Genomic DNA, 21592 nt, shown 5'->3' with positions numbered 1-21592 from the left:
GTCCGATGAGAGTGGATCGAGAGAGGGCGCAAGGAGCTGAAGTCCATGCTGAATCAGAAGTGGGGGCGTACGTCGGCCTGGGTTCCGGGCCTGGGTGTGTTCGTCGGCGGGCTGGCGGCGGTGGCCGGGCTCGCCGTCGGCGTTCAGGCGCAGTCGCAGGTCGCGACGATCGTGCTGTCGCAGCCGGGGGACGAGAACCCGCCGCTGCAGATCCTGGCGGGGCAGTCGCAGGTCATCCGCCCACCGTGGCCGGTTGCGCGGGTGTCGGTGACCGACCCGTCAATCGCCGACGTGCAGGCGCTGACGCCCGAGCAGGTGCTGGTGCTGGGCAAGAAGCCGGGGTCGACGGACCTGGTGCTGTGGAGCCAGGACGAGCGGATCTGGCGGGCCCGCGTGGATGTGGGCATCGACGTTGCTCGCATCAAGGCCGACCTCGAGCGGCTCTTCCCGGGAGCCGAGCTCGACGTGACCGTCGCTCAGAACGTGCTGGTGGTGAGCGGGCTGCTGCGGCGGGTGGACGACTCCGCCGGCCTGCGCTCGTTCTTCGAGAAGACGGGGATGGAGTTCGTGGACCGCACGACGGTCGCCGGCGTACAGCAGGTGCTGATCCGCGTGCGCGTTGCGGAGGTGCAGCGTGCGGCGCTGCGGATCCTCGCGGCGGACACGGATGTTGGTGGCTATCGGATCGGACCTGCATTTTCTGACACGAGCACCGGCACGACGAACCCCTCGCTGCTGACCGCTGGGGTGAGCCGCTTCACGGGGAGCCTCGACAACGCGTTCGGGCTGGGCGTGAGCATCCCCGAGTGGAAGATTGACACCTTCATCCAGGCGCTGCAGGAGAACAACTACCTCCGCGTGCTGGCGGAGCCGAGCCTCAAGTGCGTGAGCGGCGAGGAGGCGACGTTCCTCGCGGGCGGCGAGTTCCCGATCCCGGTCGTCCAGGGCGGCGGCGCAGTAACGGCGACCACGAGCACGACCTCGATCACGATTGAGTACAAGGAGTTCGGTGTCCGCCTGCGGTTCAAGCCTTACGTGCTGGGTGACAACACCATCCGGCTGCTGGTGGCGCCGGAGGTGAGCGAGCTTACTGAGACCGGCGCGGTGAACATCCAGGGCTTCCGCATCCCGGCCATCCTCACGCGTCGTGCGGAGACCACGCTGGAGCTCAAGAGCGGGCAGACGTTCTCACTGGCGGGGCTGATCAGCCAGCGCAGCGAGGGGCGCAACTCGCGGGCGCCGCTGCTGGGCGACCTGCCCGTGCTGGGCACGCTGTTCCGCTCGGTGCGGTACCAGGCAGGCGAGACGGAACTGGTGGTCATGGTGACGGCGGACCTCGTCGAGCCCATGAACGTCGCGGGGAAGACGGCGGTGCCGGGCTCAACGCACAGCTCGCCCAACGACTGGGAGCTGTACTCCAAGGGCATGATCGACGGCAACCCGACGCCGCGTGTGAGTGCGGCGGACTGCGAGTGGATGAAGTCCACGGGCATGAACCGCCTGCGCGGTCCGGGCGCGTGGAGCACCCACGACCAGGCGCCCGCTTCCTCAACCTCGAACCTGCGGCCGAACGACTCGGCCGCTCACTAAGGACCGGACGCACGGATGGCGCAGCGCGGCGTGTACCTGATGACGGCGGACCCGGGCACCGAACGCTCGGTCATTGCGGCGTTGCGCGCGGAGCGCTCGCTTTCACTGGAGACCTCGGTGCGTTCGCTCCCGGAACTGCTCAGGGCACTCAAGACCGGCGCGCCGACGGTGGCGCTGGTGGATGTGGACCCCGAGCCCGAGCGGACGCTGAGCCTGCTGGAGCCGCTGATCAGCAAGTTCTCGGACACGCGGTTCGTGGCCCTTGGCCAGCACCCGCGCCAGGAGCTGCTGCTGGAGGCCATGCAGGTGGGGGCGCGGCACTTCCTGGGGAAGGAGGCGATCGCCTCGGACCTCATCGGCGTGCTCAACCGCGTGCTCCCAGTAGCCGCCCTCAAGAAGGCGGGGACCGGGTGCGCGGTGACGGTGCTGCAGGCGAGCGGCGGTGCGGGCGCCACGCTCCTGGCGGTGAACCTCGCCGATGAGCTGCGGCTGCTCACCAAGTCGTCCACCCTGCTGGTGGACCTGGATATGTACTGCGGCGCGGCCGCGGCGTACCTGGGGATTGAGCCGCAGTACTCGCTTGACGTGGTGCTGGCGGATGCATCGCGCATGGACGCCGAGCTGATCAGGAGCTCGGCGACGCTGCACTCGGGCACGCTGTCGGTGATCGAGAGCGCGTCGGTCTCGACGCGGAGCCACGGGCAGCGGATCGCCTTTGAGAACATGGGGCGGTTCCTGGAGGCCGCGAAGGAGGGGTTCCAGTACACGGTGCTCGACCTGCCGCGCCTGCCGCTGGAGGTGACGAGCGACATCGTGTCGCACAGCCATCTGACGCTGGTGCCGTTCCAGGCGACGGTGGTGGGGGTCAACTGCGTCAAGAAGCTGATCACGGCGCTGGTCTCGCACGGGTGCATGCCCGACACGATCGTGCCGGTGATCAACCGCTTCAAGAAGCGTGGGGCCCTGGTGCGGTACGAGGACGTGTGCCGCGCCCTGGGGCGAGAGAGCGTTGGACGGCTGGAGAACGACTGGGAGGCCGCGGTCGAGAGCATGAACTTCGGCAAACCGCTCAGTCAGCAGGCGCCGCGGAGCGCCCTTCGGAAGGGGATCGCGGCGCTGGCCGAGCAGATTCATAAGGCCCACTCCAGCCCTGAGGGGCTGAAACCGAGCAAGATCAACTGGTGACCCATGCCGCCACCTGAAACAACACCCCCGATGAACGGAGCGCCGAAGGTGCTGGGCGCTGGCGCGCTCCAGGACCTCAAGGTGCGGATGCACCGGCGGCTGCTGGACTCGCTGGACCTCGTCGAGGCGCAGCGGCTGCCGCAGGACCAGCTCGCGGCGGAGTGCTCGCGGAAGCTCGATTCCCTGCTGACGGAGGAGCGCACGCCGCTGTCGGCGCCTGAGCGGCGGCAGCTGCTGCGCGACCTGCTGGACGAGATCTTCGGGCTGGGGCCGCTGGAGGAGTTCCTGCGCGACCCGACGATCAGCGACATCCTGATCAACGGCCCCGACCAGGTGTACCTGGAGCGCGAGGGCCGGCTGGTGCGTGCGACCTCGTCGTTCCGCGACAGCGACCACCTGCTGAAGGTGATCCAGCGGATCGGCTCGCAGGTCGGGCGGCGCATCGACGAGAGCACGCCGATGATGGACGCGCGCCTGGCCGATGGCTCGCGCGTGAACGCCATCATCCCGCCCCTGGCGCTGGACGGGCCGACGGTGTCCATCCGCCGTTTCGGCGTCATCCCGATCGACGCGGCGAAGCTGATCGAGTTCCAGGCCTTTACGCCGGAGATGGCCCAGTTCCTCGAGGCCAGCGTCAAGTCGCGGATCAACATCCTGCTGGCGGGCGGCACCGGCGCCGGCAAGACCACGCTGCTGAACGTGCTGTCGCGGTGGATCCCCGCGGGCGAGCGCGTGGTGACCATCGAGGACGCGGCCGAACTGCGCTTGCAGCGGCAGCACGTGGTGCGGCTGGAGACCCGCCCGCCCAACATCGAGGGCCGGGGCGAGGTGACGCAGCGCGACCTGCTGCGCAACACGCTGCGTATGCGGCCTGACCGCATCATCATCGGCGAAGTCCGCGGCGCCGAGGCGCTGGACATGATGCAGGCGATGAACACCGGTCACGAGGGGTCGATGACCACGGTGCACGCCAACACCGGGCGCGACGCCATCCGGCGCGTGGAGAACATGATCTCCATGGCGGGCCTGAACTACCCGGTGACGGCGATCCGCCAGCAGATGGCCTCGGCCATCAACCTGGTGGTGCACGTGGCACGCATGACCGGCGGGCGCCGCAAGGTGCAGTCGGTGATGGAGGTGACGGGCATGGAGGGCGACACGGTCTGCCTTCAGGAGATCTTCAAGTTCCGGCAGACGGGCGTGGGGCCCGACGGGCACGCGCTGGGGCAGTTTGAGGGGTGCGGGATCAGGCCTCGGATCATGGACCGCATCGAGGCGGAAGGGACGAAGCTGCCGGCGACGCTGTTTGAGCGGCGGCCGCTGCCGTTCCCGAAGGGGAGCCCATGAGCGACCCACGCCTGATCATGAACGTGATCATCGTGGTGGCCCTGTTCGGGCTGCTCGCCAGCCTGTGGTTCGGGCTGCTGATGCTGCTGTCGCTGCGGCGGGCGGCGCGGGCCAAGGCGATGGAGCAGCGGCTGGGGATCGGCGAGGGGGCGGATGACGGCAGCGGGCGTGTGATCCGCCTGTGGCTGGACGGCAAGCTGGCATCGACGGTGGTGCGGGGCGACGACGAGAAGCCCACGTTCGAGCAGCGCATGCACGTGCTGTTCGTGAAGGCGGGCTTCGAGGGGGATCCCAAGCCGTTCGTCATGAGCGTGCTGGGGTTCAGCATCCTGGGCGGCGTGCTGGGGTGGATGCTGACGCAGAGCGTGGTGGTGGCCGCGGGCGCCTGCATGGCGGTCGTCGTGGGGGGCTGGTGGTACCTGGGCGCACGCGTGGACAAGCGCGAGGCGCTGTTCGAGCACCAGTTCGTGGACGCGATGGGGCTGGCGGCGCGGTCGCTGCGGGCGGGGCACCCGCTGCTGGGGGCGTTCCAGCTGATCTCTGACGAGCTCGCGGACCCGGTGAAGACGCTGTTCTCTTCGATCTGCCAGCAGCACACCATGGGGCTGAAGCTGGAGGAGGCGATCGAGCGCGTCGCGGCGACCACCCCGAACAAGGACGTGCAGCTGTTCGCGACGGCGGTGACGATCCAGCTGCGCAGCGGCGGCAACCTGGCGGACGTGATGGAGCGGCTGGCGTCGGTCATCCGCGACCGCGTCCGCATCGGGCGGCGGATCAAGGTGCTCACGGCCCAGACGCAGTTCAGCAAGCGCGTGCTGATCGCGCTGCCGATCATCCTGTTCGTGGTGCTCAACGTCATCAACCAGGAGTACATGAAGCCGCTGATCAAGGAGCCGGTGGGGCAGCTGATGCTCGCGATCGCGGGCGTCAACATGATCCTGGGCGTGTGGGTGATGAACAAACTCTCGGAGCTGAAGTACTGATGCAGGGCGCTCAGCTCATCATCCTGCCGGCGCTGGTCTTCCTGGCGGTGCTGTTCCTGGGGGGCGCGATCATCGCGGCCCGGGGCGCGAAGCGGAAGGCCATCGCCCCGCGCCTGTTCACGGACCAGATCAGCGATGTGGCGGGCGAGGGCGAGCAGCGGGCAGTGGAACTGGTCGACCGCGTGGGGCGCGCCGTCACGTTCGGCAAGACGACGGACAAGCTGCAGAAGCAGCTGACGCAGGCCGGGCTGTCGGACCCCTCCGCACCGCAGGTGTTCCTGGGGTCCAAGATCCTGCTGCTGGTGATCGGGGCGGCCATGGTGGGCGTCGCGACCATCTGGCTGCCCGTGCCGCCGCTGCTGCGGATCGTGCTGATGGTGTTCGTGGGCGCGGTGATGTCGTTCGTGCCCAACCTGTACGTCTCCATGCGGCGGAGCAAGCGCTCGCAGGAGGTGCGGCGCAGCCTGGCGGACGCAACCGACCTGCTGGAGGTGTGCGTGTGCGCCGGCATGGGCCTGGACATGGCCTGGAACGTCGTGACGGACGAGATCCGGCACGTGAGCTCGGTGCTAGCCGACGAGATGGCGCTGACGAACCTGGAGATCCAGCTCAATGCGCCGCGTCACGTGGCAATGCGGCACATGGCGGAGCGGACGAACTCGCCGGAACTGCTGTCGCTGGTGGCGGTGCTGATCCAGTCCGAGCGGTTCGGCACCAGCGTGGGCGAGGCCCTGCAGACCTTCGCCGCCAGCCTGCGGCAGGAGCGCAGCGCCAAGGCCGAGGAGTCGGCCGAGAAGATGAGCGTAAAGCTGATCATCCCGATGGTCCTGTTCGTGTTCCCCGCGGCCATGGTCGTCATGGTCGGCCCCGCGGTCCTCAAGCTGCTGGACCTGTTCGAGCACTAGTTTCGCGTCTGGTTAGACTGTTCTCGCCTCGTGTTTCGAGAGAAGGAAGGAGCAACTCGTGCGGATCATGCTAATTCCCTTGCTCGCCCTCGTGGGGCTCACCGGTTGCGCCCGGGAGGGCGGGCTGGTGCGGGTCGACGACCAGCGTCAGAATGTCAACCGCTGGACGATCCAGACTATGGACGACGAGTCCGTCGCCAACGCGGTGATTACGCAGCACACGCTGTACCCGTACCACTTCGCGGCGAACTCTGCCGTGCTGAACGAACTGGGGGAGCGCGACGTCAAGATCCTGGCGCAGCACTACTCGCGGTACCCGGGCGAGATCAACCTGCGGCGCGGGCGCGAGGATCAGGGGATGTACGACGCCCGCGTGCAGAACGTGACCAGGGCTCTGGTGGCCATGGGCGTCGACCAGGGCTCGTTGCGCATCGTCGACAAGGTGCCAGGCGGCGACGGCGTGTCCAGCGAGCGGGCGTTGGAAGTCCTCTCCCGCAGCATGATGGCGAACCAGAGCTCTGAAAGCGGCAGCAGCACGAGCCAGGGCGACAGCGCCGACCGCACCGACCGCGGCAACCGCAACACGAACGACAAGGGGACCCAGCGATGAACCGATCCGTACTCACCGCTATCCTGACCGGGGCCGCTCTGCTGCTGGTCGGGTGTACCGGCGGGGCCTCCGCCCGCGATGCCGACGCGCAGTTCCAGAGCGGGGCGGACCGGGCCCCGACGCCGCAGACCCTGTACAACGCCGCCCGGCTCATGGTCCACCAGGGGCGTGACGAGGAGGCGATCTGGACGCTCAAGCGGATCAACCGCGACTACCCGGACTTCTCGCCGGCGTACTGCGAACTGGCCGAGTGCCATATGCGGGCCAACCGCAACGGCGAGGCGGTGGCGATCCTGAACACCGGCCTCAAGACGGTCGGCGATGACCCGGTGCTGATCAATAACCTGGGCATCTGCGCGATGATGAAGAGCGACTACGAAGGCGCGCTCAAGCACTTCACCAAGGCGGCGACGCTCGCCCCGGGCAACGTGCGGTACCGAGCGAACATGGCCGCGGCGTTGGGCCGCATGGGCAGGTACGAAGAGTCGCTGGCACTCTACCAGCAGGTGATGCCCCCGGTGGATGCCAACTACAACGTGGGAGTGTTGGCGGAGTCCCGCGGCGATAAGGCCAAGGCCGATTCGTACTTCGCCGAGGTTGCCCGTCTGGAGGAGGTCGCGCGTCACCGCGGCTCGCAGGCACACCCGGCGCCCACGGGCACGGCGGTGAAGAGCCCCGCCCCGTCTACCACACCAGCGACGCCCGCCGCGGCGCCCGAGTCCAAGCCCACGACGAGCAAAGCGGCGGCCCCGAAGGCCTGAGCAGCCGAGAACCTCCATCAGTACGAGTAAGACCCCTGCCCGGCAGGGGTCTTTTCATGTTCTGGCCGCGTCAGCCCGCACCCGCTCCTACCCTCCCCCGTGTTCGTCGATCAAGCCAATATCCGTGTTCGTGCTGGTGCCGGGGGCAATGGGGCGGTGTCATTCCGCCGCGAGATGTTCGAGGCCAAGGGTGGGCCCAACGGCGGGAACGGGGGTGACGGCGGCAACGTCGTCATCCAGGCCGACTCCGGCATGTCCACGCTTTACGACTTCCGCGACCAGAAGCTGTGGGCGGCCAAGGACGGCGAGCCGGGTGGGCGGAAGCAGTGCACGGGGGCGAACGGCGCGGACCTGGTCATGCGGCTCCCCCCGGGCACACTGATTTTCAACGCCGAGACTGGCGAGCTGATGCACGACCTCAAGCCGGGCGACTCGGTGGTCATCGCCAAGGGCGGCAAGGGCGGCTGGGGCAACGAGCACTTCAAGACCTCAACGTACCAGACGCCCAAGCACGCCGACGCGGGCGAGCCGGGGCAGGAGTTCAAGCTGCGGCTGGAGCTCAAGCTGATCGCCGAGGTGGGGATCGTGGGGCTGCCAAATGCCGGCAAGAGCACGCTGCTGGCGGCGGTCTCCGCGGCCACACCCAAGATCGCCAACTACCCGTTCACGACCCTCTCGCCGCAGCTGGGCGTCGCGCCCATCGACGCCACGCGACGCATCGTGCTGGCGGACATCCCCGGGCTGATCGAGGGCGCCTCGCAGGGCGCGGGGCTGGGGCACGACTTCCTGCGGCACATCGAGCGGACGCGGGTGATCGTGCACCTTCTGGACGTGGCGCCGCTGGACGGCACCACGCCGGTGCAGAACTACAAGCTGATCCGCGAGGAGCTGCGGCAGTACTCCGAGGCGCTCTCCGAGAAGCCCGAGCTGGTGGCGCTCAACAAGGCGGACCTGGTGCTGCCCGAGGAGGCCGAGGAGGCGCTCAAGGAGGTCTCGCGGGAGCTGAACCTGCGGCCCGACCGCGAGGTGATGATCATCTCCGCGGCCTCGCGCGACGGTCTCAAGCCCCTGCTGGAGCGGCTGTGGGCGATGCTCCACCCGAGCGACTTCAAGGTCGAGGGGTGGAAAGAGGGCGAGGCGAAGGCGACGTAAAGAGCCGATCGCGCGAGCGATCGAGTGCCTTGGTTTCGTTGAGAGGACGAGAAAGACATCAAGATCGATCGCTTGCGCGATCGGCTTTTTAGGATGGCTCCAGCACCACCAGCCACTCGGCGTTGCCCTTGCCCTTGCTGCCGCCGAGGACGGGTGACCGGGTCAGGCCCGCAACACGCACGCCCATCGACGGCAGTTCCGCGACCACGCGCTGCGTGATCGACTCACACTGCTCGTCGGTGAGGATGCCCTTGGGCGCGCCCTTGGTGAGGTCGGGGGCCTCGTAGTGGGGTTTGATGAGGGAGATGATCCGGCCTTTTCGTGCCATGGCCACGTCTTCGTGGCTATGCGAGGGCGGTGGAGCGCCAGTGTCTCTCCATAGCGACGAAGACGTCGCCATGGCACTCGGGAAGGTGCGCAGCCACTTCAATGCCGCGGGCACGAGGAGCCGCTGGGGGGTCCAGCCGAGGTCCACGACGACGAGGTCGACGCCACCGGCCGGCGGCCCGGCGTGCAGGGCGTTGGTGCGCTCCATCAGCACGACGCGCGGGTCGTTGCGGAGCTTCCAGGCGAACTCGCCGTAGGCGGTATCGACGGAGTAGACCTTGGCGGCACCGGCTTGCAGGAGGCAGTCGGTGAAGCCGCCGGTGCTGGCGCCCAGGTCGGCGCAGGTGAGGCCAGTGACGTCGATTTTGAACTCGTCGAGGGCGTGGCGGAGTTTGAGGCCGCCGCGGCTGACGTAGGGGTTGGTGGGGTCCTTGGACATGATGACGCGCGGGCAACTGCCAACCCGGGACTTCGCCCAGAGCGGCTCAGTCCCGGCGTCGTGTCACGCGCCGATGTACGCCGCGATGTCTTCGTCCACGGGGCGGGTGATGCCGATGCCCTGCGCGGCCGGGACACCGACGATCGCGACACCGAGCTTGTCGGCGAGATCGATCATCTCGTCCTTGTCGAGCATGATGACGTCGGTCGCGGCGAGAGCCAGGCAGCCGCCGCCGTTGGCGTGCAGGTTCCGGATCGTGTTGATGCCGACTGTGGGCACGTCGGCGCGCCGGTCGTGCCCGGCGCGGGCGCCCTTCACCAGCGTCCAGCCCCTGGCGCGGCAGAGCTTGCCCACGCGCTCGATCATGCGGTCGGTGCCTTCCACGGCTTCCACGGCGATCACATCGCGCTCGCGCACCGCGATCGCCTGGCCGATGTCCAGCCGCAGCGTCTGGGCCAGCAGCGGCCACACGAACTCGATGTCGGCCCGCTGCTCGGGTGTGGGCTGACGGCGGGTCATCACGCCCGCGTGGGCCATCTCGGCGGGGATGGGCGCGGTGGAGTCCAGCAGCGTGACGCCGCAGCGGTCGAGCTCATCCGCAACGGCGGTGAGCACGGCGTGGGATCGGCGGTCCTTCCGCAGCCGGCGGTACCACACGCCCATGGTGGCAAGGTCCGGAATGTTCCGGAAAATGCGCCACGGGTCGTGCATCAGCTTGGCCTTGTCGACCTTGCCGACCATGATGGCGTGGTGCACGCCCAGGCGGGACAGGATTCGGCCCCAGGAGCCGACCCGGAGCAGACCGACTTCGCGGAAGGAGGAGCACAGCTGCGGGAGCGTCGGGTCGAACTGGTTGGCGAGGCCAAGTCCGTGAACCGGGTGCCCCGCGGCCCGCAGGCTGCGGGCGATCAGGATCGGCAGGCCGCCACCGCCGGCGATGAGACCGATGGCCGTGGGCGGCGCCGGTGGATCGGCGAGGATCGTGAGCGGGGCAAGGGTCCTGAGGGCAGACATCAGTCAGGCGTTCCGGAGCGGAGCAAGGTCGGTCGCCGTCGGGGGATGCACCCCGCCCGTGCGGGGGTCTCACGACTGCAGGCAACCTGTGAACGGTTCGTCAACACACCCGCGCACAAGGGCCACTCGGTGGTATCGGCAGAAACAGCCGAATCTGACGAGCGGCCAAGTTTAGTGTGGACAAGCATGCGCGGCAACCACCCCTGACGGATGTTCGGGCTTCTCGGACGTGTGCACAGATCCACGCGCGTACTCCGCTGGTACCACTGAACTTGTCGATAGGTACACCGATGGATGCTGAAGTGCCGCTCACGCCGTCAGGAAGTTTTGACATCACCGAGTCGAGTGAGGCGGCCAGGCCGCGTGGACGGCCGTTCCTTCAGGTGATGTTCCGCTGCGCGAACGCGTACCTGCGGGTGTACCGCTCGGCGGACGGTCAGCGGTACCTGGCGCGGTGCCCCAAGTGCGGGAAGGACGTGCGGTTCGTGGTGGGGCCGGGTGGGACGGAGCAGCGGCAGTTCGAGGTGAGCTGCGTTTCGTGAAGAGATCTTGCCACTACACTGCGGGTCTATGGCGATTGTGAGCTCTCCGTACCCCGTGGCCCGTTCGACCGGGCAGTGTGCAGCGACCGGGGCGATGTTTAAGGAAGGCGACCCGTACGTGGCTGTGCTGGTCGAGCGGGACGGCCAGGCGGGGCTGGAGCGGCTGGACTACGGAGCGGCTCAGTGGGATGGCGGGGCACGCCCGCAGCCGCCTCTGCGGATGTTCGGGTTCTGGCGTGGGACCTACCAGGCGCAGGAGGCCAAGAAGCAGCCGCTGCTGGGCGATCCGGAGCTGCTGGACCTCTTCGAGGAACTGGGCGGGGCGACTGAACCGAAGCAGGTGACGTTCCGCTACATCCTGTCCCTGCTGCTGATCCGCCGGCGCGTGCTGCGGGTGGTGGGGACGAAGCCGGGTGTCATGAGCGTGCTGCCGCGGGGCAGCGGCGACACGGCCCGCGAGCCGATCGCGGTGACCGACCCGGGGCTGGACGAGCAGGCGATCGCCGACGCGATCGAGCAGCTGGGGCAGGTGGTGGCGACCGATGCGCCCACGCCCGCGAAGAACGGCAAGAGCGCACCGACGCAGGGATGAAGTCATGAACACACGCGCGTGCCTGGGCGTTCTGTGCCTCTGCGGGGTCGTGTCCCTGAACGTGGGATGCCGCGGAGGTGCTCAACCGAAGCCGGCGGACGAGGGCTCGGTCATCCAGCGCGGGGCACTGCCGGCCTACGACGCGGTGGCGAACGGGTACAACCGGCGGGTGACACACCTGGAGCGGCTGGAGGCGCTGGTGGCGCTCAACGTTACAGCGGTGAACCAGAAGGGCGAGCAGATCAGCAATCAGGTGGAAGGGAACCTGAAGGTGATGCTGCCTGCGAGCGTGTCGCTGCGGGTGGACAAGGTCGGCAAGCCGGTGTTCTACCTCGGGAGCAACGAGCAGCAGTACTGGTGGATTGACCTGACGCAGGACCCCAAGGTGGCGATGGTGGGGGCGCACGCGAAGGCAACGCCAGAGGCGGTGAACGACTTCGGGATTCCGGTGCATCCGATGGACCTGATCGAGGTGCTGGCGATCAAGCCGCTGCCGCAGCCCGGGAGTGACGAGGCCCATCAGGCGAGGCTCGCGTGGTCGGCGAACGGGCGGGCGCTGGTGGTCACGCTGCCGGGGCGGTGGGGAGAGCGGCGGTTCTCGCTGCACCCCGAGACATTCGCCCCGATTCGCATCGAGCTGCTCGATGGGCAAGGGAGCACGGTGGTGTCGTGCGTGCACACGGACTTCCAGCCTGTGGAAGTGGTGGGGAACACGACGGTTCGGCCGCAGGTGACCAAGCGGATCGACCTGTCGCTGCCGGTGCAGAAGGCGACGGTGACGGTGTCGGTGTACGAGCCGAGAAACCCCGGGCAGGAGCTGCGGGTGCAGGTGTTTAACCTGCAGGCGGTGCTGCAGAACTTCAATATCCGAAATGTGGTCGACATCGATCAGGCGCGGGCACAGAATCAGGACCCCGCGCCCGCGGCCGGCGAGCGGCCCAGCGCGGGGGTTCTGACGCCGACCCCCGGAGCTGAGAAGCGTTGACGCCGTTCACTGCCCGCGTGATTGTGTGTGTGGTGGTATTCGCGCTGCTTGCTGCGCGGGCATCGGGCATCGTGGGCGCGGGCTCGTTGTCGGAAGCGCCGGTGAACGCGGGCGTGCCCGTGACGCATGGGTGGCTGGCGATTCCTGAGCCCGAGGGCACGCGGAGCATCATCCTGCACCTGCCGCCGCGGGGTGTGGTGTCGGAGCGGTCGGGGCGGGTGATCGGGGCGCCCGAAGGCGAGGCACGGGTGGCGACCACGCTGGCGTCGATGCCGGCGGGGATGGGGGCGATCGGCGATCAGCTCGCGATGGTGTTTGCGGATGCGGGCGGGGGCGTGACCAACCTGCACGGGCGCCCGGTGCTGGCGCTCACGGTGGTGCAGGGAGAGCCAGGCGTGTGGCGGGCGGCCTCGGGCCCGCGGCTGGAGACGCTGCCCTCGCTGAGGGCTGACGGGGTGCTGCTGGGGTTCACGGGTTCTCCGCAGGGCTACGCGGCCCTGCTGCAGGGACTCTCGGGAAAGGGTGAGGACCCAAAGACGCTCGTGCTGCAGGTGCTGACGCGCGGGGGGTGGGTAAGCGTGCCGGTGCCGCCGGAGGCGCAATCGCTCGCGGGGGCGAACTTCGAGGTGCGGGACAGCAAGCCGGTGTCACGGGCGGCGTGGCGGCTGTTCGCGACGGAGGCGGGGCTTGGGCTGATGGTGATCCCGCCGCGGAAGGCGAATGAGCCCGTGCACGGGACGACGTTCCTCGCAGACTTCGGCGGATCGCCGGCGGGGGGCACGCCCTCGGCTACGTGGACGCAGAGAGAACTGTCGGTTCCGGTGCAGGATTCGGCGCCGACGGACCAGGTGGAGGTGGTGGGGAGCGCGGACCACATCGTGGTGAGCGTGGTGAACGCGAACGGGCGGGTGCGGGTGTTCACGCAGCCGGTGGCGGCGCCGGTCGCGTGGCGCGAGGTCGCGGCCTTCGCGGGCGCGACGGCGGACTGCGCGCTGGTGGCGATGGACGGCGTCGGGCGCGTCGGCGTGGTCAGCCACACACGGGCGAAGACGAACAAGGACGCACCGAGCCTGCGGATCACGGAGGTTTCGGCGCGCACCGGAAGCGTGGCCTACGACGGCGGCATCAGCCTGGGCAGTCCGATCAGCGGCTCGGACTACCGGTTCGTTGGCGTGGTGCTGGCGTACGTGACGGGGCTGGTGGCGGTGTTCCTGTGGCGGCCGACGCCCAAGGACTCGGTGCACCTGCCGCCGGGGGTGTCGCTGGCGGAGCCCGGGCGGCGGATGCTGGCGTCGCTGATTGACCTGTGCATCGGCGTGCTGATCGCGTGCCGGATCATCGGCATTCCCGTGGGCGAGTTTCTCGGCTCGGGCCTGTGGAACAGCGGCCCGGCGCAGAACGCGATGTTCGTTGCCCTGGGGCTGCTGGTGGTCACCGGCGGCGTGCTGGAGGCACTGCTGGGGCGCTCACTGGGCAAGATGGTGACCGGTTGCGCGGTGGTGGAGATGCACTCTGGCACCGGTGGGGGTAAGGCGAAGGACGGGGGGGCCAAAACGCCGCTCGTGTGGAAGTCGCTGCTGCGGAATGCGGTGAAGTGGGGGCTGCCGCCGCTGGCGCTGTTCGGGCTGCTGGACGCGGGTGGGCGGCACAAGGGCGATCAGCTGGCCGGCACGGCCGTGGTGGTCGAGGATGACGGCGAGGACGACAGCACGCCGGAGTCGTGACAAGCCTGATGGCTAGAAGAGGCCGCCTTGCTCTTCCACGGCAACCGGGCGGACGAGGTCCGGGCCGTCGTTGCGGACATTGCTGACGAGCGTGCTGACCGGTGTGAGCGAGAGCTCGACGGCGCTGGGCGCGGGCTGGCGGGCGGCGAGCCAGTCGTCCCACGCGGACGCGGGCAGAATAACCGGCATGCGGTCGTGCACGGGCGCGACCTGCTCGTTGGCCGCGGTGGTGAGGATGGTGACCGAGTCGATCGGTTCACCTTCGGGCGGGCGCCAGCGGTCCCACAGCGCGGCCATGGCAAAGGTCTTCGGCTGGCCTGCCTCGCGCACCTGGATCAGCATCGGCTGCTTCGTGCGTCGGCCGGGGACGGCCTTCCACTCGTAGAAGCCGTCGGCGGGGACGAGGCACCGGCGGCGCTCGTAGAGCGAGCGGAACATCGGCTTCTCGAGGGCGGTCTCCGAGCGGCAGTTGATGGTCTTGAGGCCGATCGACTCGTCCTTGGCCCAGCTTGGGACCAGGCCCCAGCGCATGCCGGCGAGCTCGCGCCCGGTGCCATCCTTCGTGTTGCGGACCACCAGGACCGGTTGCGAGGGGGCGATGTTGTAGCGGGGCTGGAAGAGAATCGCGTCCTGCGAGCCCGTGAGCCCGGCGTGGGCCCGGAAGAGCTCGGCGACGACCCTGGCTGGGGTAATGAGCAGGAACCGCCCGCACATAGGGGCATCTTATGTGGGCTGCGAATGGGGTTCCCAGAGGGTTGCGGGGTGAGGTACACTGGGGTGAGGGGTCGGGAAGCCCGCTCGTATGTTGAACACGAAACGCGGACAGGCCGGTCGGGACTGCAGCCGTGCGTTCACGTTGATCGAGCTGCTGGTCGTGATCCTGATCATCGGGATCCTGCTGGGGCTGCTCCTGCCGGGGCTGCGCAAGGCGCGGGAGGCGGGGCGGGCGGTGGTGTGCCTGAGCAACCAGCGGCAGATCGGCGCGGCCCTGATGAGCTACGCGAACGCCTACAAGGAATGGATTCCGCGGGAATCGGGCACGAGCGAGCGGCTGCCCTACCCCGGGAGCCCGCCGCCTTCGTCGACGGGGCGGGTGCCGCTGGTGCCCGCGTGGTACCGAGCGTGGAACCCGGCAAGCCAGCACTCGGCGTACAACATTTCCTGGGCGTACAGCCTGCGGCCGTTCCTGGACTCGCGGGCGCACTGCAATGACGATACCGGCGGGCTGAACGACCGCTTCAAGGACTCGGTGTACTACCGCGACCCCGCGCGCCCTCGGGACGACCACAACATCCACTATGTGGTGAACGGGGTGCGGTTCGTGCGGGTGGGCAACACGATCACGCACAACGAGAACGAGACCAAGCCGCCGCAGCAGCTGGGGCGCCTGCCGCGGACCTCGCCGGTGCTGTACCTGACGTGTTACGCGGATGACCTTGGCAACGTGCGCTCGGGGTACGCGAACGTGAACGCGAACTCGGACCTTGAGCTGTCAATCTTCTACGACATCTGGCGGGTGAGCAACATCAACGGGCCCGAGAGCGGGGACCCCAGGTATTGGCCGCGGACGGCGCCCAAGCGGCACGGCAACGGTGCCAACGCGATGTACATGGACGGGCACGCGAGCGCGATTTCCGCCAACGATCTGCGGGACCTGAATACGTGGGATGACGGGGATTACCGCTAGCGAGTCGCTCGCGCAGAAGCGGTTGGGTCGCTCCGATCAGCTGCCGACGACGCCGACGCGTTCGAGCGTCCACCAGATCGCGACCGCCGCGATGATGACCGAGGCTGGGATGGTGATCGCGGGACGGTACCACGGCTTGCCCCGGAACCAGCCCACGAGGGCGAGCGCGCCGGCGATGACGGCGAGCTGGCCGAGCTCGACCCCGATGTTGAAGGTGATGAGGGCGGTGGCGAGCTGGCCCTCAGGCAGGCCGGCGTCCTTCAGCACGCCGGCGAAGCCCATGCCGTGCAGCAGGCCGAAGGCGAAGACCAGCAGCGGGCGCCACGCGTGCAGCTTGCTGGTGACGAGGTTCTCGACCGCGACGAACGCGATGGAGGCGGCGATGAGGGGCTCGACGATGTTCGGCACGTCGGGCAGCTTCCCCATGACGGTGAGGGCGAGCGTGAGGGTGTGGGCGAGGGTGAAGGCGGTCACCTGCCACAGGAGCGGCTTGAGCTTGGGGCTGAGCAGGAAGAGGCCGAGCACGAAGAGCACGTGATCGAGGCCCTTGGGGATGATGTGGGCGAAGCCGAGGGCGATGTACTGGCGCGCCACCGTTGCCAGCGAGGGGGACGCGGCGGCGGCGGGAGCGGAATCTTGTCGGGCCGTTGTGGGCGAACTCGTGGGCGGTGTGTCTGTCGTGGGCGAAGCATCACTCGCGGCCGCCGGTGGCGGAGACTGCACGTGCACATCGAGCGGGGGCGAGAGCTCGGCGGTGCCGATGGGGAGTGCGAAGGGCTCCAAGTTCGGGCGGTCGAAGGTGGTGATGACGTCGCCCATGGCGGGCGGGAACATCATCGAGACGGTGTGCACGCCGGAAGGGACCCGGGTGCGGGCGATGTAGTCGAGCCGAACGGGGAGGGCACGCACGGCCTGCGAGCGCTCCCACTCGCGGACGTCGGCGGCCGTGGGGCTGGTGAGCAGTTCGAACGGAACCGCCCGCCCATCAACCTCGAGGTAGAACTGCTCGACAAAGCGTTGACGGGTTTCGTCAAGCGTGGCGTCGAGGGCGCGGTCGGGGCCGTCGAGCAGGGCAAGCATCGGCTCGTCCTCGACCACCGCGGGGAGCGCGTCCAGGGCGAACGCGAGGGCGTCGTGGCGAATGGTGACCGTCACGATGCCGTCGGCCTCCACCTTGACCAGCGCGGAGGCGAAGATGCCCGGGTGGGCCCCCGCCGGCGCGAAGGCCACCAGCAGCATCGCCGCGGCGGCCAGGACTTGGAGCAGCCGCCCGCTCACTGGTCGTCGACCTTTACGCTCTCACGCAGGGCCTTGAGCGACTCCTCGTCCATCGCCGTTGGCCAGATGGTCAGGGCGCGGATCTCGCCCTCGAAGCGGCGCTTGCCGTCCCACGGATCAACAGGCGCGATGTTGACCACGCTGGCGTCGTCCGCGAGGGTGACCTCGCGCTCGCCGATCTTCTTGCCGTCCTTAAACAGGCGGAGCTTGTTGCCGTCGTACGACGCGGTCAGCATCTGCCACTTGCCGACCTCCAGCTGCGCGCGGCTCGCGACGTCGCTGTTGTGGGCCCAGAAGTGCACGCCCTGGAAACGGGAGAGGTAGCGGCCGCCGCCGCTGGTCTGCTGCTTGCAGGCGCCGAAGCCCGCAATGATGGTGCGCGGCTCGGGCTGCTTGGCGGGCTTGACGAACAGGTTGAGGGTCCACGGGTCCTTGCCGCGGGTGGGCAGGCCGTCGACCTTGATCTCCTTGCCCATCTGCTCGGGGGTGACGCGGTCGAGCGCGTAGAGGGCAGCGGGGACCGAGAGCTGGAGCTTCTGGGGCTGCATGCCGTTGGCGGCGGGGGAGCGGTCCTGACCGCCGGAGATGGTGGCGGTGTAGGTCTTGCCCGGCTCGAGCGGCTTCTCGAGCTCGGCAATGTAGGTGCGGCCGTCGGGCTGGCGGTTGATGGCGGTGATCATCACGCCGGGGGAGAAGAACATGCCGACGGGGCTGTCCACGGGCTCGGAGAGCTGGAAGCGGACCTGGGGGCTCATGTAGGAGGTGGTCAGCGACGTGACGCTCGGGGGCGTGGTGTCGTTGACGTTCACGTGCACGGCCGCGCTGGGCCCGGCGGCGCCGTTGCGCACGACCGCCGCCTTGACGGTCGTGGGCTTGTAGAGGGTGATGGGCGCGGTGAACTCGGGCGAGCTGGGCCCCGGTTCGCTGCCGTCGAGCGTGTAGCGGAGCTGGCCGGGGCCGTAGAAGAGGCGCGGCTGGATGTTTACGGTGGTCACGTCGCTCAGGTTGTTGCCTTCGACCTTTACCAGCGGGGCGTCCTGAGCGCGGTCGGCGAGCGTGTCGAAGAGCGGCGCGGCGGGCGCGGCCTCGGGGGGATTGGCGACGAAGGTGGCCGCGAACACGCGGACGCTGGCGTTGTCGGGGAGCTTGAGCGTGGTCGCGCCCTTGGGCACGTCGATCGGGTGCTTGAAGAGGTAGGAATAGCGGTAGTACTGGTCACCGTCGTGCCCGTGGTGGTGCGAGCAGTACCAGGCGACGGAGGTGTCCTTGATGAAGCCTGGCTCCAGGCCCACGAGCGGGTTCTGCCAGTTGAAGGAGGTCTCCTCGACGGTGCCGCCCCAGACCCGACGGTCCCAGAGCCCGACGTAGCCGCGCCAGCTGCGGAAGGTGACGGGGGTGGCCTGATCGCCGATGGTGACATCGGTCGTGACGTCGTCGCCCACGGCCGCGGCGAGCAGGTACACACGCCCGCCGTTGGCGTCTGGCAGCTGCAGCGTCTGGCCCTTGCAGGTGGTGGCCTGCTTCTGGCCATTACCGGCGCCGCCGAGCTTGAAGGCGATGCCGTCGCTGGTGAAGGTGCCGGCGGGGAACTGCTCGGCGGGGTAGGTGAACGCGCCGTCCATCGAGCCGTCCTTGAGGGCGGCGTTGGTGCTCACGACGTCGGCGTCGTGCTCGAGCGTGAGGGGCGTGCAGGCGAGCGGCTGGACTGTGGGGGGGACGTCCTTGGTCCTGCGGGGCGCGGGCTTGAAGGCGAACGCGCGGAGTTCGGCGCCGTTCATATCGACCACGAGCGCGCCCTTGTCGACCCTGGCGTCGGAGATGCGGCGTTCCTGGCCGTCGACCTCGTAGGCCTCGGCGATGCCGCCGTGGAAGGAGATGCGGGCGCCGTTGATGGGCCGGCCGGTGAGCTCGCGGAGGCGGACGATGGTGTTGTCGCCCTCCTCGGCCTTCTTGATGGCGGTGATCATGACCGCGGGCCCTTCGACCTTGGCGAGCGAGAGTTCGCGGCCGAGGCGGCCCTGGTGGGCGCGGACGCGGAAGGCCCGCATGGGCTGGTTGAGGGCCTCGGCCAGGGCGGGTGTGCGGGCGTTCTGCCAGCCGCCCTCGTGCCCTTGGACTGCGAAGCTCACCTCGTGGCGGCCGATGTCCTGGCAGGCCTGGTCCTGGTACTCGTTGTGCACGCCGGGCGTGTGGAGCAGGGTGAGGCGGAGCGTGTTGTCGCTGGGCTTGTCGCTGGCGTACTTGCAGTCGTTGCTGATGGCGACGCCGTACTCACCCTTGGCGTCGGTGAGGTCCATCCACTGCTGGCCGGCGTACTCGAACTGCTGCTTGTGCGAGTTGCCGCGCTCGACGAAGCCGGTCTGGCCGTCCCACGTGGCCGTCTTGTTGCTGACGGCGAGGGGGAAGGAGACGCGGAGGCTGCGCTCGCCGGCGTTCCAGTCGATGGTGTTGTCGAAGCGGACCTGGGCGGCGGCGTCGCCCTCGGTGAGGCTCACGACCTGGCGGAAGGTGGAGGCGCCCTGCGAGCGGGTGACCTCGATCGAGACCCGCACGGGGCCGTTCTCGACGATCTTGAACGCCGCGGGCCCGCCGACGACCTCCATCGGGGGCTTGACGCGGTCGTTCCAGTCCTGGTTCCAGGCGGGCCACTGGGCGGGCTTCTCGTAGCACTGCTGGAGCGTGATGGGGGCCTTCAGCAGCTCGCGCTTGGCCTGCTTGTCCATGATGGACGACACGTCGCCCGCGTCGTTGAAGGTGACCTTGTACCGGGAGTTCTCGAGCGTGCGCTCGGTGACCTTCAGCACGGCCTCGTGCTTCGCGGCCTGCCCAACCTTAGCGTGGAACACGCCGAAGCCGACGCTGGGGACGCGGGCCTGGAAGGCGATTCTCGTCTTTCCGTCGGCGGTACTCAGCACCTGCGTGGGGACGGGCTTACCGTCGGGGCCGGTGACAACGACGCCCTTGCCGCTGTCACCGGGGATCTCGGCTTCGACAACCTCATCACGGTCGATGGAAACGGGGTTGTACACGACCAGCGGCACACCCTCGCCGCTGGTATCCATCAGCGACGCGACGCCGCTCACGGCGCTGGTCAGCACATCGCCGAACTGCCCCGCGGCGATGACCTCGTCGTTCTGCGAGTAGTCGTACGCGTAGGGGTGGCTGGTGCCGGGCAGGATGTCGTGCATCTGCGAGCCCAGCACGAGGTACCACGCGTCTTCGAGCTTCTGATTGGGGTAGGCCTGGCCCAGGTGCCACGCGAGGACGCTGGCGCGCTCGGCCGCGTCGGCGAGCTTCTCGTTCTTGCGGTTCCACCGCTTCATGATGGTGGCAGAGGTGAGCGAGCCGGCGGAGTGCTCGATCAGCTCGAGCTCGCCGGTGTAGGTCGGCAGCTTGGCCCGCAGCTCGGGCGTAATGGCCTTGAACATGTCGTCGGCCTTGCTGGAGATGACCTTGACCTTGCCGTTGGTCCGCAGGCTCTCCTCGACCATCTTGACCGACTTCTCGGTGGGGGCGCCGCCGCGGTCTCCGACGCCGTAGTAGTGGTAATCGACGAGGACGCCGGAGCGCTCCCCGTTCTTGGCGATGCGGGTGCTCCAGCCGTTGCTGTTGGCGAGATTCTCGAGGACCTCGCCGACGTAGGCGCCGGGGTCGAGGGCGGAGACGATGCCGCGCCCGTCGGGGCCCTTCCACACGCCGACCTTGAAGGGGATGGGGACCACGGCGTTCCAGGTCAGCTTCTGGGTGGAGAAGCCCTTGAGGCCGCAGTGGGCAAGCACGCTAGGGAGCGATGCGGGGAACCCAAAGCAGTCCGGGAGCATGAACTCCTCGGAGGTGGTGCCGAACTCGCGCTTGGAGTACTGGTTGCCGTAGAGCACGTGGCGGATCTGCGACTCGCCGCTGGGGACGTTGGCGTCGTTCTCGTCGACGCTGGAGCCGCACACGAACCACTGGCCGCCGGCGATGTACTTCTTGAGCGTCTCGTAATCCTGCGGGTAGTACTCCTTCATCATCTGGTAGCGGCGGCTGCCGGAGAAGTTGAAGACGAAGTTCGGGTACTTCTCGAAGTGGGCGAAGTTGTTGCGGAGGGTCGCGGGGATGAACTCGCGGATGACCTGCGGGTAGCACCAGCGCCACTGGGTGTCGAGGTGGGCGTAGCCGACGACGTAGAGCGTGGGCTCTTTGGTGAGGTCGGGGGTTGCGGCGGGGACTTTGGTGAGGGCGGGCTGCTGCGCGGGGGTGGCCGGCTTGGAGTCGGTCTGTGCCCAGGCAGAGGAGACAGTCACGGCGAGGCCGGCGGCGAGCACCAGGAGACGGGTCATCAGCGAGTACCTCCAGTGTCCCGGCGCGTTCGAGCGGGCGCCGGGGGGAGGCGATGGTACCGCGCACCGGGTCGGATCGCCCCAAGGGTTTCGCCCACGAACAGAGCCCTTGCACCGTCTGCTACCATGGCTCGTGCAGGGCGGCTGCG

The 21592-nt window shown here is 68.6% G+C and carries 18 protein-coding genes; 13 read left to right on the top strand and 5 right to left on the bottom strand.

Annotated elements, in window-relative coordinates; translation table 11 throughout:
• Positions 1 to 45 precede the first annotated feature (45 nt).
• The 8 genes from VD997_13030 (at position 46) to obgE (ending at position 8533) form a co-directional block, all read left to right on the top strand.
• The gene (locus VD997_13030) at positions 46 to 1590 is read left to right on the top strand and encodes a type II and III secretion system protein family protein (protein ID HYE62913.1); all 1545 of its coding nucleotides are present in this window, start codon (positions 46 to 48) and stop codon (positions 1588 to 1590) included.
• A gap of 15 nt (positions 1591 to 1605) precedes the next feature.
• Complete coding sequence (locus VD997_13025; protein HYE62912.1) at positions 1606 to 2775, top strand: hypothetical protein; 1170 nt, start codon at positions 1606 to 1608, stop codon at positions 2773 to 2775.
• 30 nt (positions 2776 to 2805) lie between these two features.
• Positions 2806 to 4122: a CpaF family protein gene (locus tag VD997_13020; protein ID HYE62911.1), complete on the top strand. Its 1317-nt coding sequence runs from the start codon at positions 2806 to 2808 to the stop codon at positions 4120 to 4122.
• Positions 4119 to 5105, top strand: coding sequence for a type II secretion system F family protein (locus VD997_13015; protein HYE62910.1), 987 nt, complete (start codon positions 4119 to 4121; stop codon positions 5103 to 5105). The genes VD997_13020 and VD997_13015 overlap by 4 nt, the downstream gene beginning before the upstream one ends.
• The gene (locus tag VD997_13010; GenBank protein ID HYE62909.1) at positions 5105 to 6010 is read left to right on the top strand and encodes a type II secretion system F family protein; all 906 of its coding nucleotides are present in this window, start codon (positions 5105 to 5107) and stop codon (positions 6008 to 6010) included. The genes VD997_13015 and VD997_13010 overlap by 1 nt, the downstream gene beginning before the upstream one ends.
• Before the next feature lie 58 nt (positions 6011 to 6068).
• Complete coding sequence (locus VD997_13005; GenBank protein ID HYE62908.1) at positions 6069 to 6620, top strand: hypothetical protein; 552 nt, start codon at positions 6069 to 6071, stop codon at positions 6618 to 6620.
• Positions 6617 to 7381 (top strand): tetratricopeptide repeat protein, encoded by a 765-nt coding sequence (locus VD997_13000; protein HYE62907.1) that lies wholly within the window; start codon positions 6617 to 6619, stop codon positions 7379 to 7381. The genes VD997_13005 and VD997_13000 overlap by 4 nt, the downstream gene beginning before the upstream one ends.
• Positions 7382 to 7480: 99 nt before the next feature.
• The gene (gene obgE / locus VD997_12995) at positions 7481 to 8533 is read left to right on the top strand and encodes a GTPase ObgE (GenBank protein ID HYE62906.1); all 1053 of its coding nucleotides are present in this window, start codon (positions 7481 to 7483) and stop codon (positions 8531 to 8533) included.
• 88 nt (positions 8534 to 8621) lie between these two features.
• Here the strand turns inward: obgE and VD997_12990 are convergent, their stop codons facing one another.
• Together VD997_12990 and lpxI are read right to left on the bottom strand one after the other, a co-directional pair.
• Entirely contained in the window at positions 8622 to 9299 is a 678-nt protein-coding gene (locus tag VD997_12990) for an SAM-dependent methyltransferase (GenBank protein HYE62905.1), read from the bottom strand.
• A gap of 63 nt (positions 9300 to 9362) precedes the next feature.
• Entirely contained in the window at positions 9363 to 10313 is a 951-nt protein-coding gene (gene lpxI, locus VD997_12985) for a UDP-2,3-diacylglucosamine diphosphatase LpxI (protein HYE62904.1), read from the bottom strand.
• 386 nt (positions 10314 to 10699) lie between these two features.
• On the opposite strand from lpxI, the gene VD997_12980 reads away from it, so the two are divergent.
• Genes VD997_12980 through VD997_12965 form a run of 4 tightly spaced genes read left to right on the top strand, consistent with a single transcriptional unit; the run spans position 10700 to position 14156 of the window.
• Positions 10700 to 10855, top strand: a complete 156-nt coding sequence (locus VD997_12980) for a hypothetical protein (GenBank protein HYE62903.1) — start codon at positions 10700 to 10702, stop codon at positions 10853 to 10855.
• A 28-nt stretch (positions 10856 to 10883) separates the two neighbouring features.
• Entirely contained in the window at positions 10884 to 11447 is a 564-nt protein-coding gene (locus tag VD997_12975; GenBank protein HYE62902.1) for a hypothetical protein, read from the top strand.
• A 4-nt stretch (positions 11448 to 11451) separates the two neighbouring features.
• On the top strand, positions 11452 to 12432 hold the full coding sequence (locus VD997_12970; GenBank protein ID HYE62901.1) for a hypothetical protein: 981 nt from the start codon (positions 11452 to 11454) through the stop codon (positions 12430 to 12432).
• A gap of 17 nt (positions 12433 to 12449) precedes the next feature.
• The gene (locus tag VD997_12965; GenBank protein ID HYE62900.1) at positions 12450 to 14156 is read left to right on the top strand and encodes an RDD family protein; all 1707 of its coding nucleotides are present in this window, start codon (positions 12450 to 12452) and stop codon (positions 14154 to 14156) included.
• Between the two features lie 12 nt (positions 14157 to 14168).
• Here the strand turns inward: VD997_12965 and VD997_12960 are convergent, their stop codons facing one another.
• Positions 14169 to 14870: an SOS response-associated peptidase gene (locus tag VD997_12960; protein ID HYE62899.1), complete on the bottom strand. Its 702-nt coding sequence runs from the start codon at positions 14868 to 14870 to the stop codon at positions 14169 to 14171.
• 88 nt (positions 14871 to 14958) lie between these two features.
• Between VD997_12960 and VD997_12955 the strand changes: the two genes are divergently transcribed.
• A complete protein-coding gene (locus VD997_12955; GenBank protein HYE62898.1) occupies positions 14959 to 15843 on the top strand; it encodes a DUF1559 domain-containing protein in 885 nt (294 codons plus the stop codon).
• Between the two features lie 36 nt (positions 15844 to 15879).
• On the opposite strand, the gene VD997_12950 is transcribed toward VD997_12955, so the two are convergent.
• The gene (locus tag VD997_12950; GenBank protein ID HYE62897.1) at positions 15880 to 17121 is read right to left on the bottom strand and encodes a HupE/UreJ family protein; all 1242 of its coding nucleotides are present in this window, start codon (positions 17119 to 17121) and stop codon (positions 15880 to 15882) included.
• The gene (locus tag VD997_12945; GenBank protein HYE62896.1) at positions 17118 to 21443 is read right to left on the bottom strand and encodes a glycoside hydrolase family 38 C-terminal domain-containing protein; all 4326 of its coding nucleotides are present in this window, start codon (positions 21441 to 21443) and stop codon (positions 17118 to 17120) included. The genes VD997_12950 and VD997_12945 overlap by 4 nt, the downstream gene beginning before the upstream one ends.
• Between the last annotated feature and the right edge of the window lie 149 nt (positions 21444 to 21592).

The sequence above is a fragment of the Phycisphaerales bacterium genome, from assembly GCA_035627955.1.
Lineage (GTDB): Bacteria > Planctomycetota > Phycisphaerae > Phycisphaerales > UBA1924 > JAEYTB01.
The sequence above is the reverse complement of the archived record's forward strand: the minus strand, read 5'-3'. Positions and strand labels throughout refer to the sequence as shown.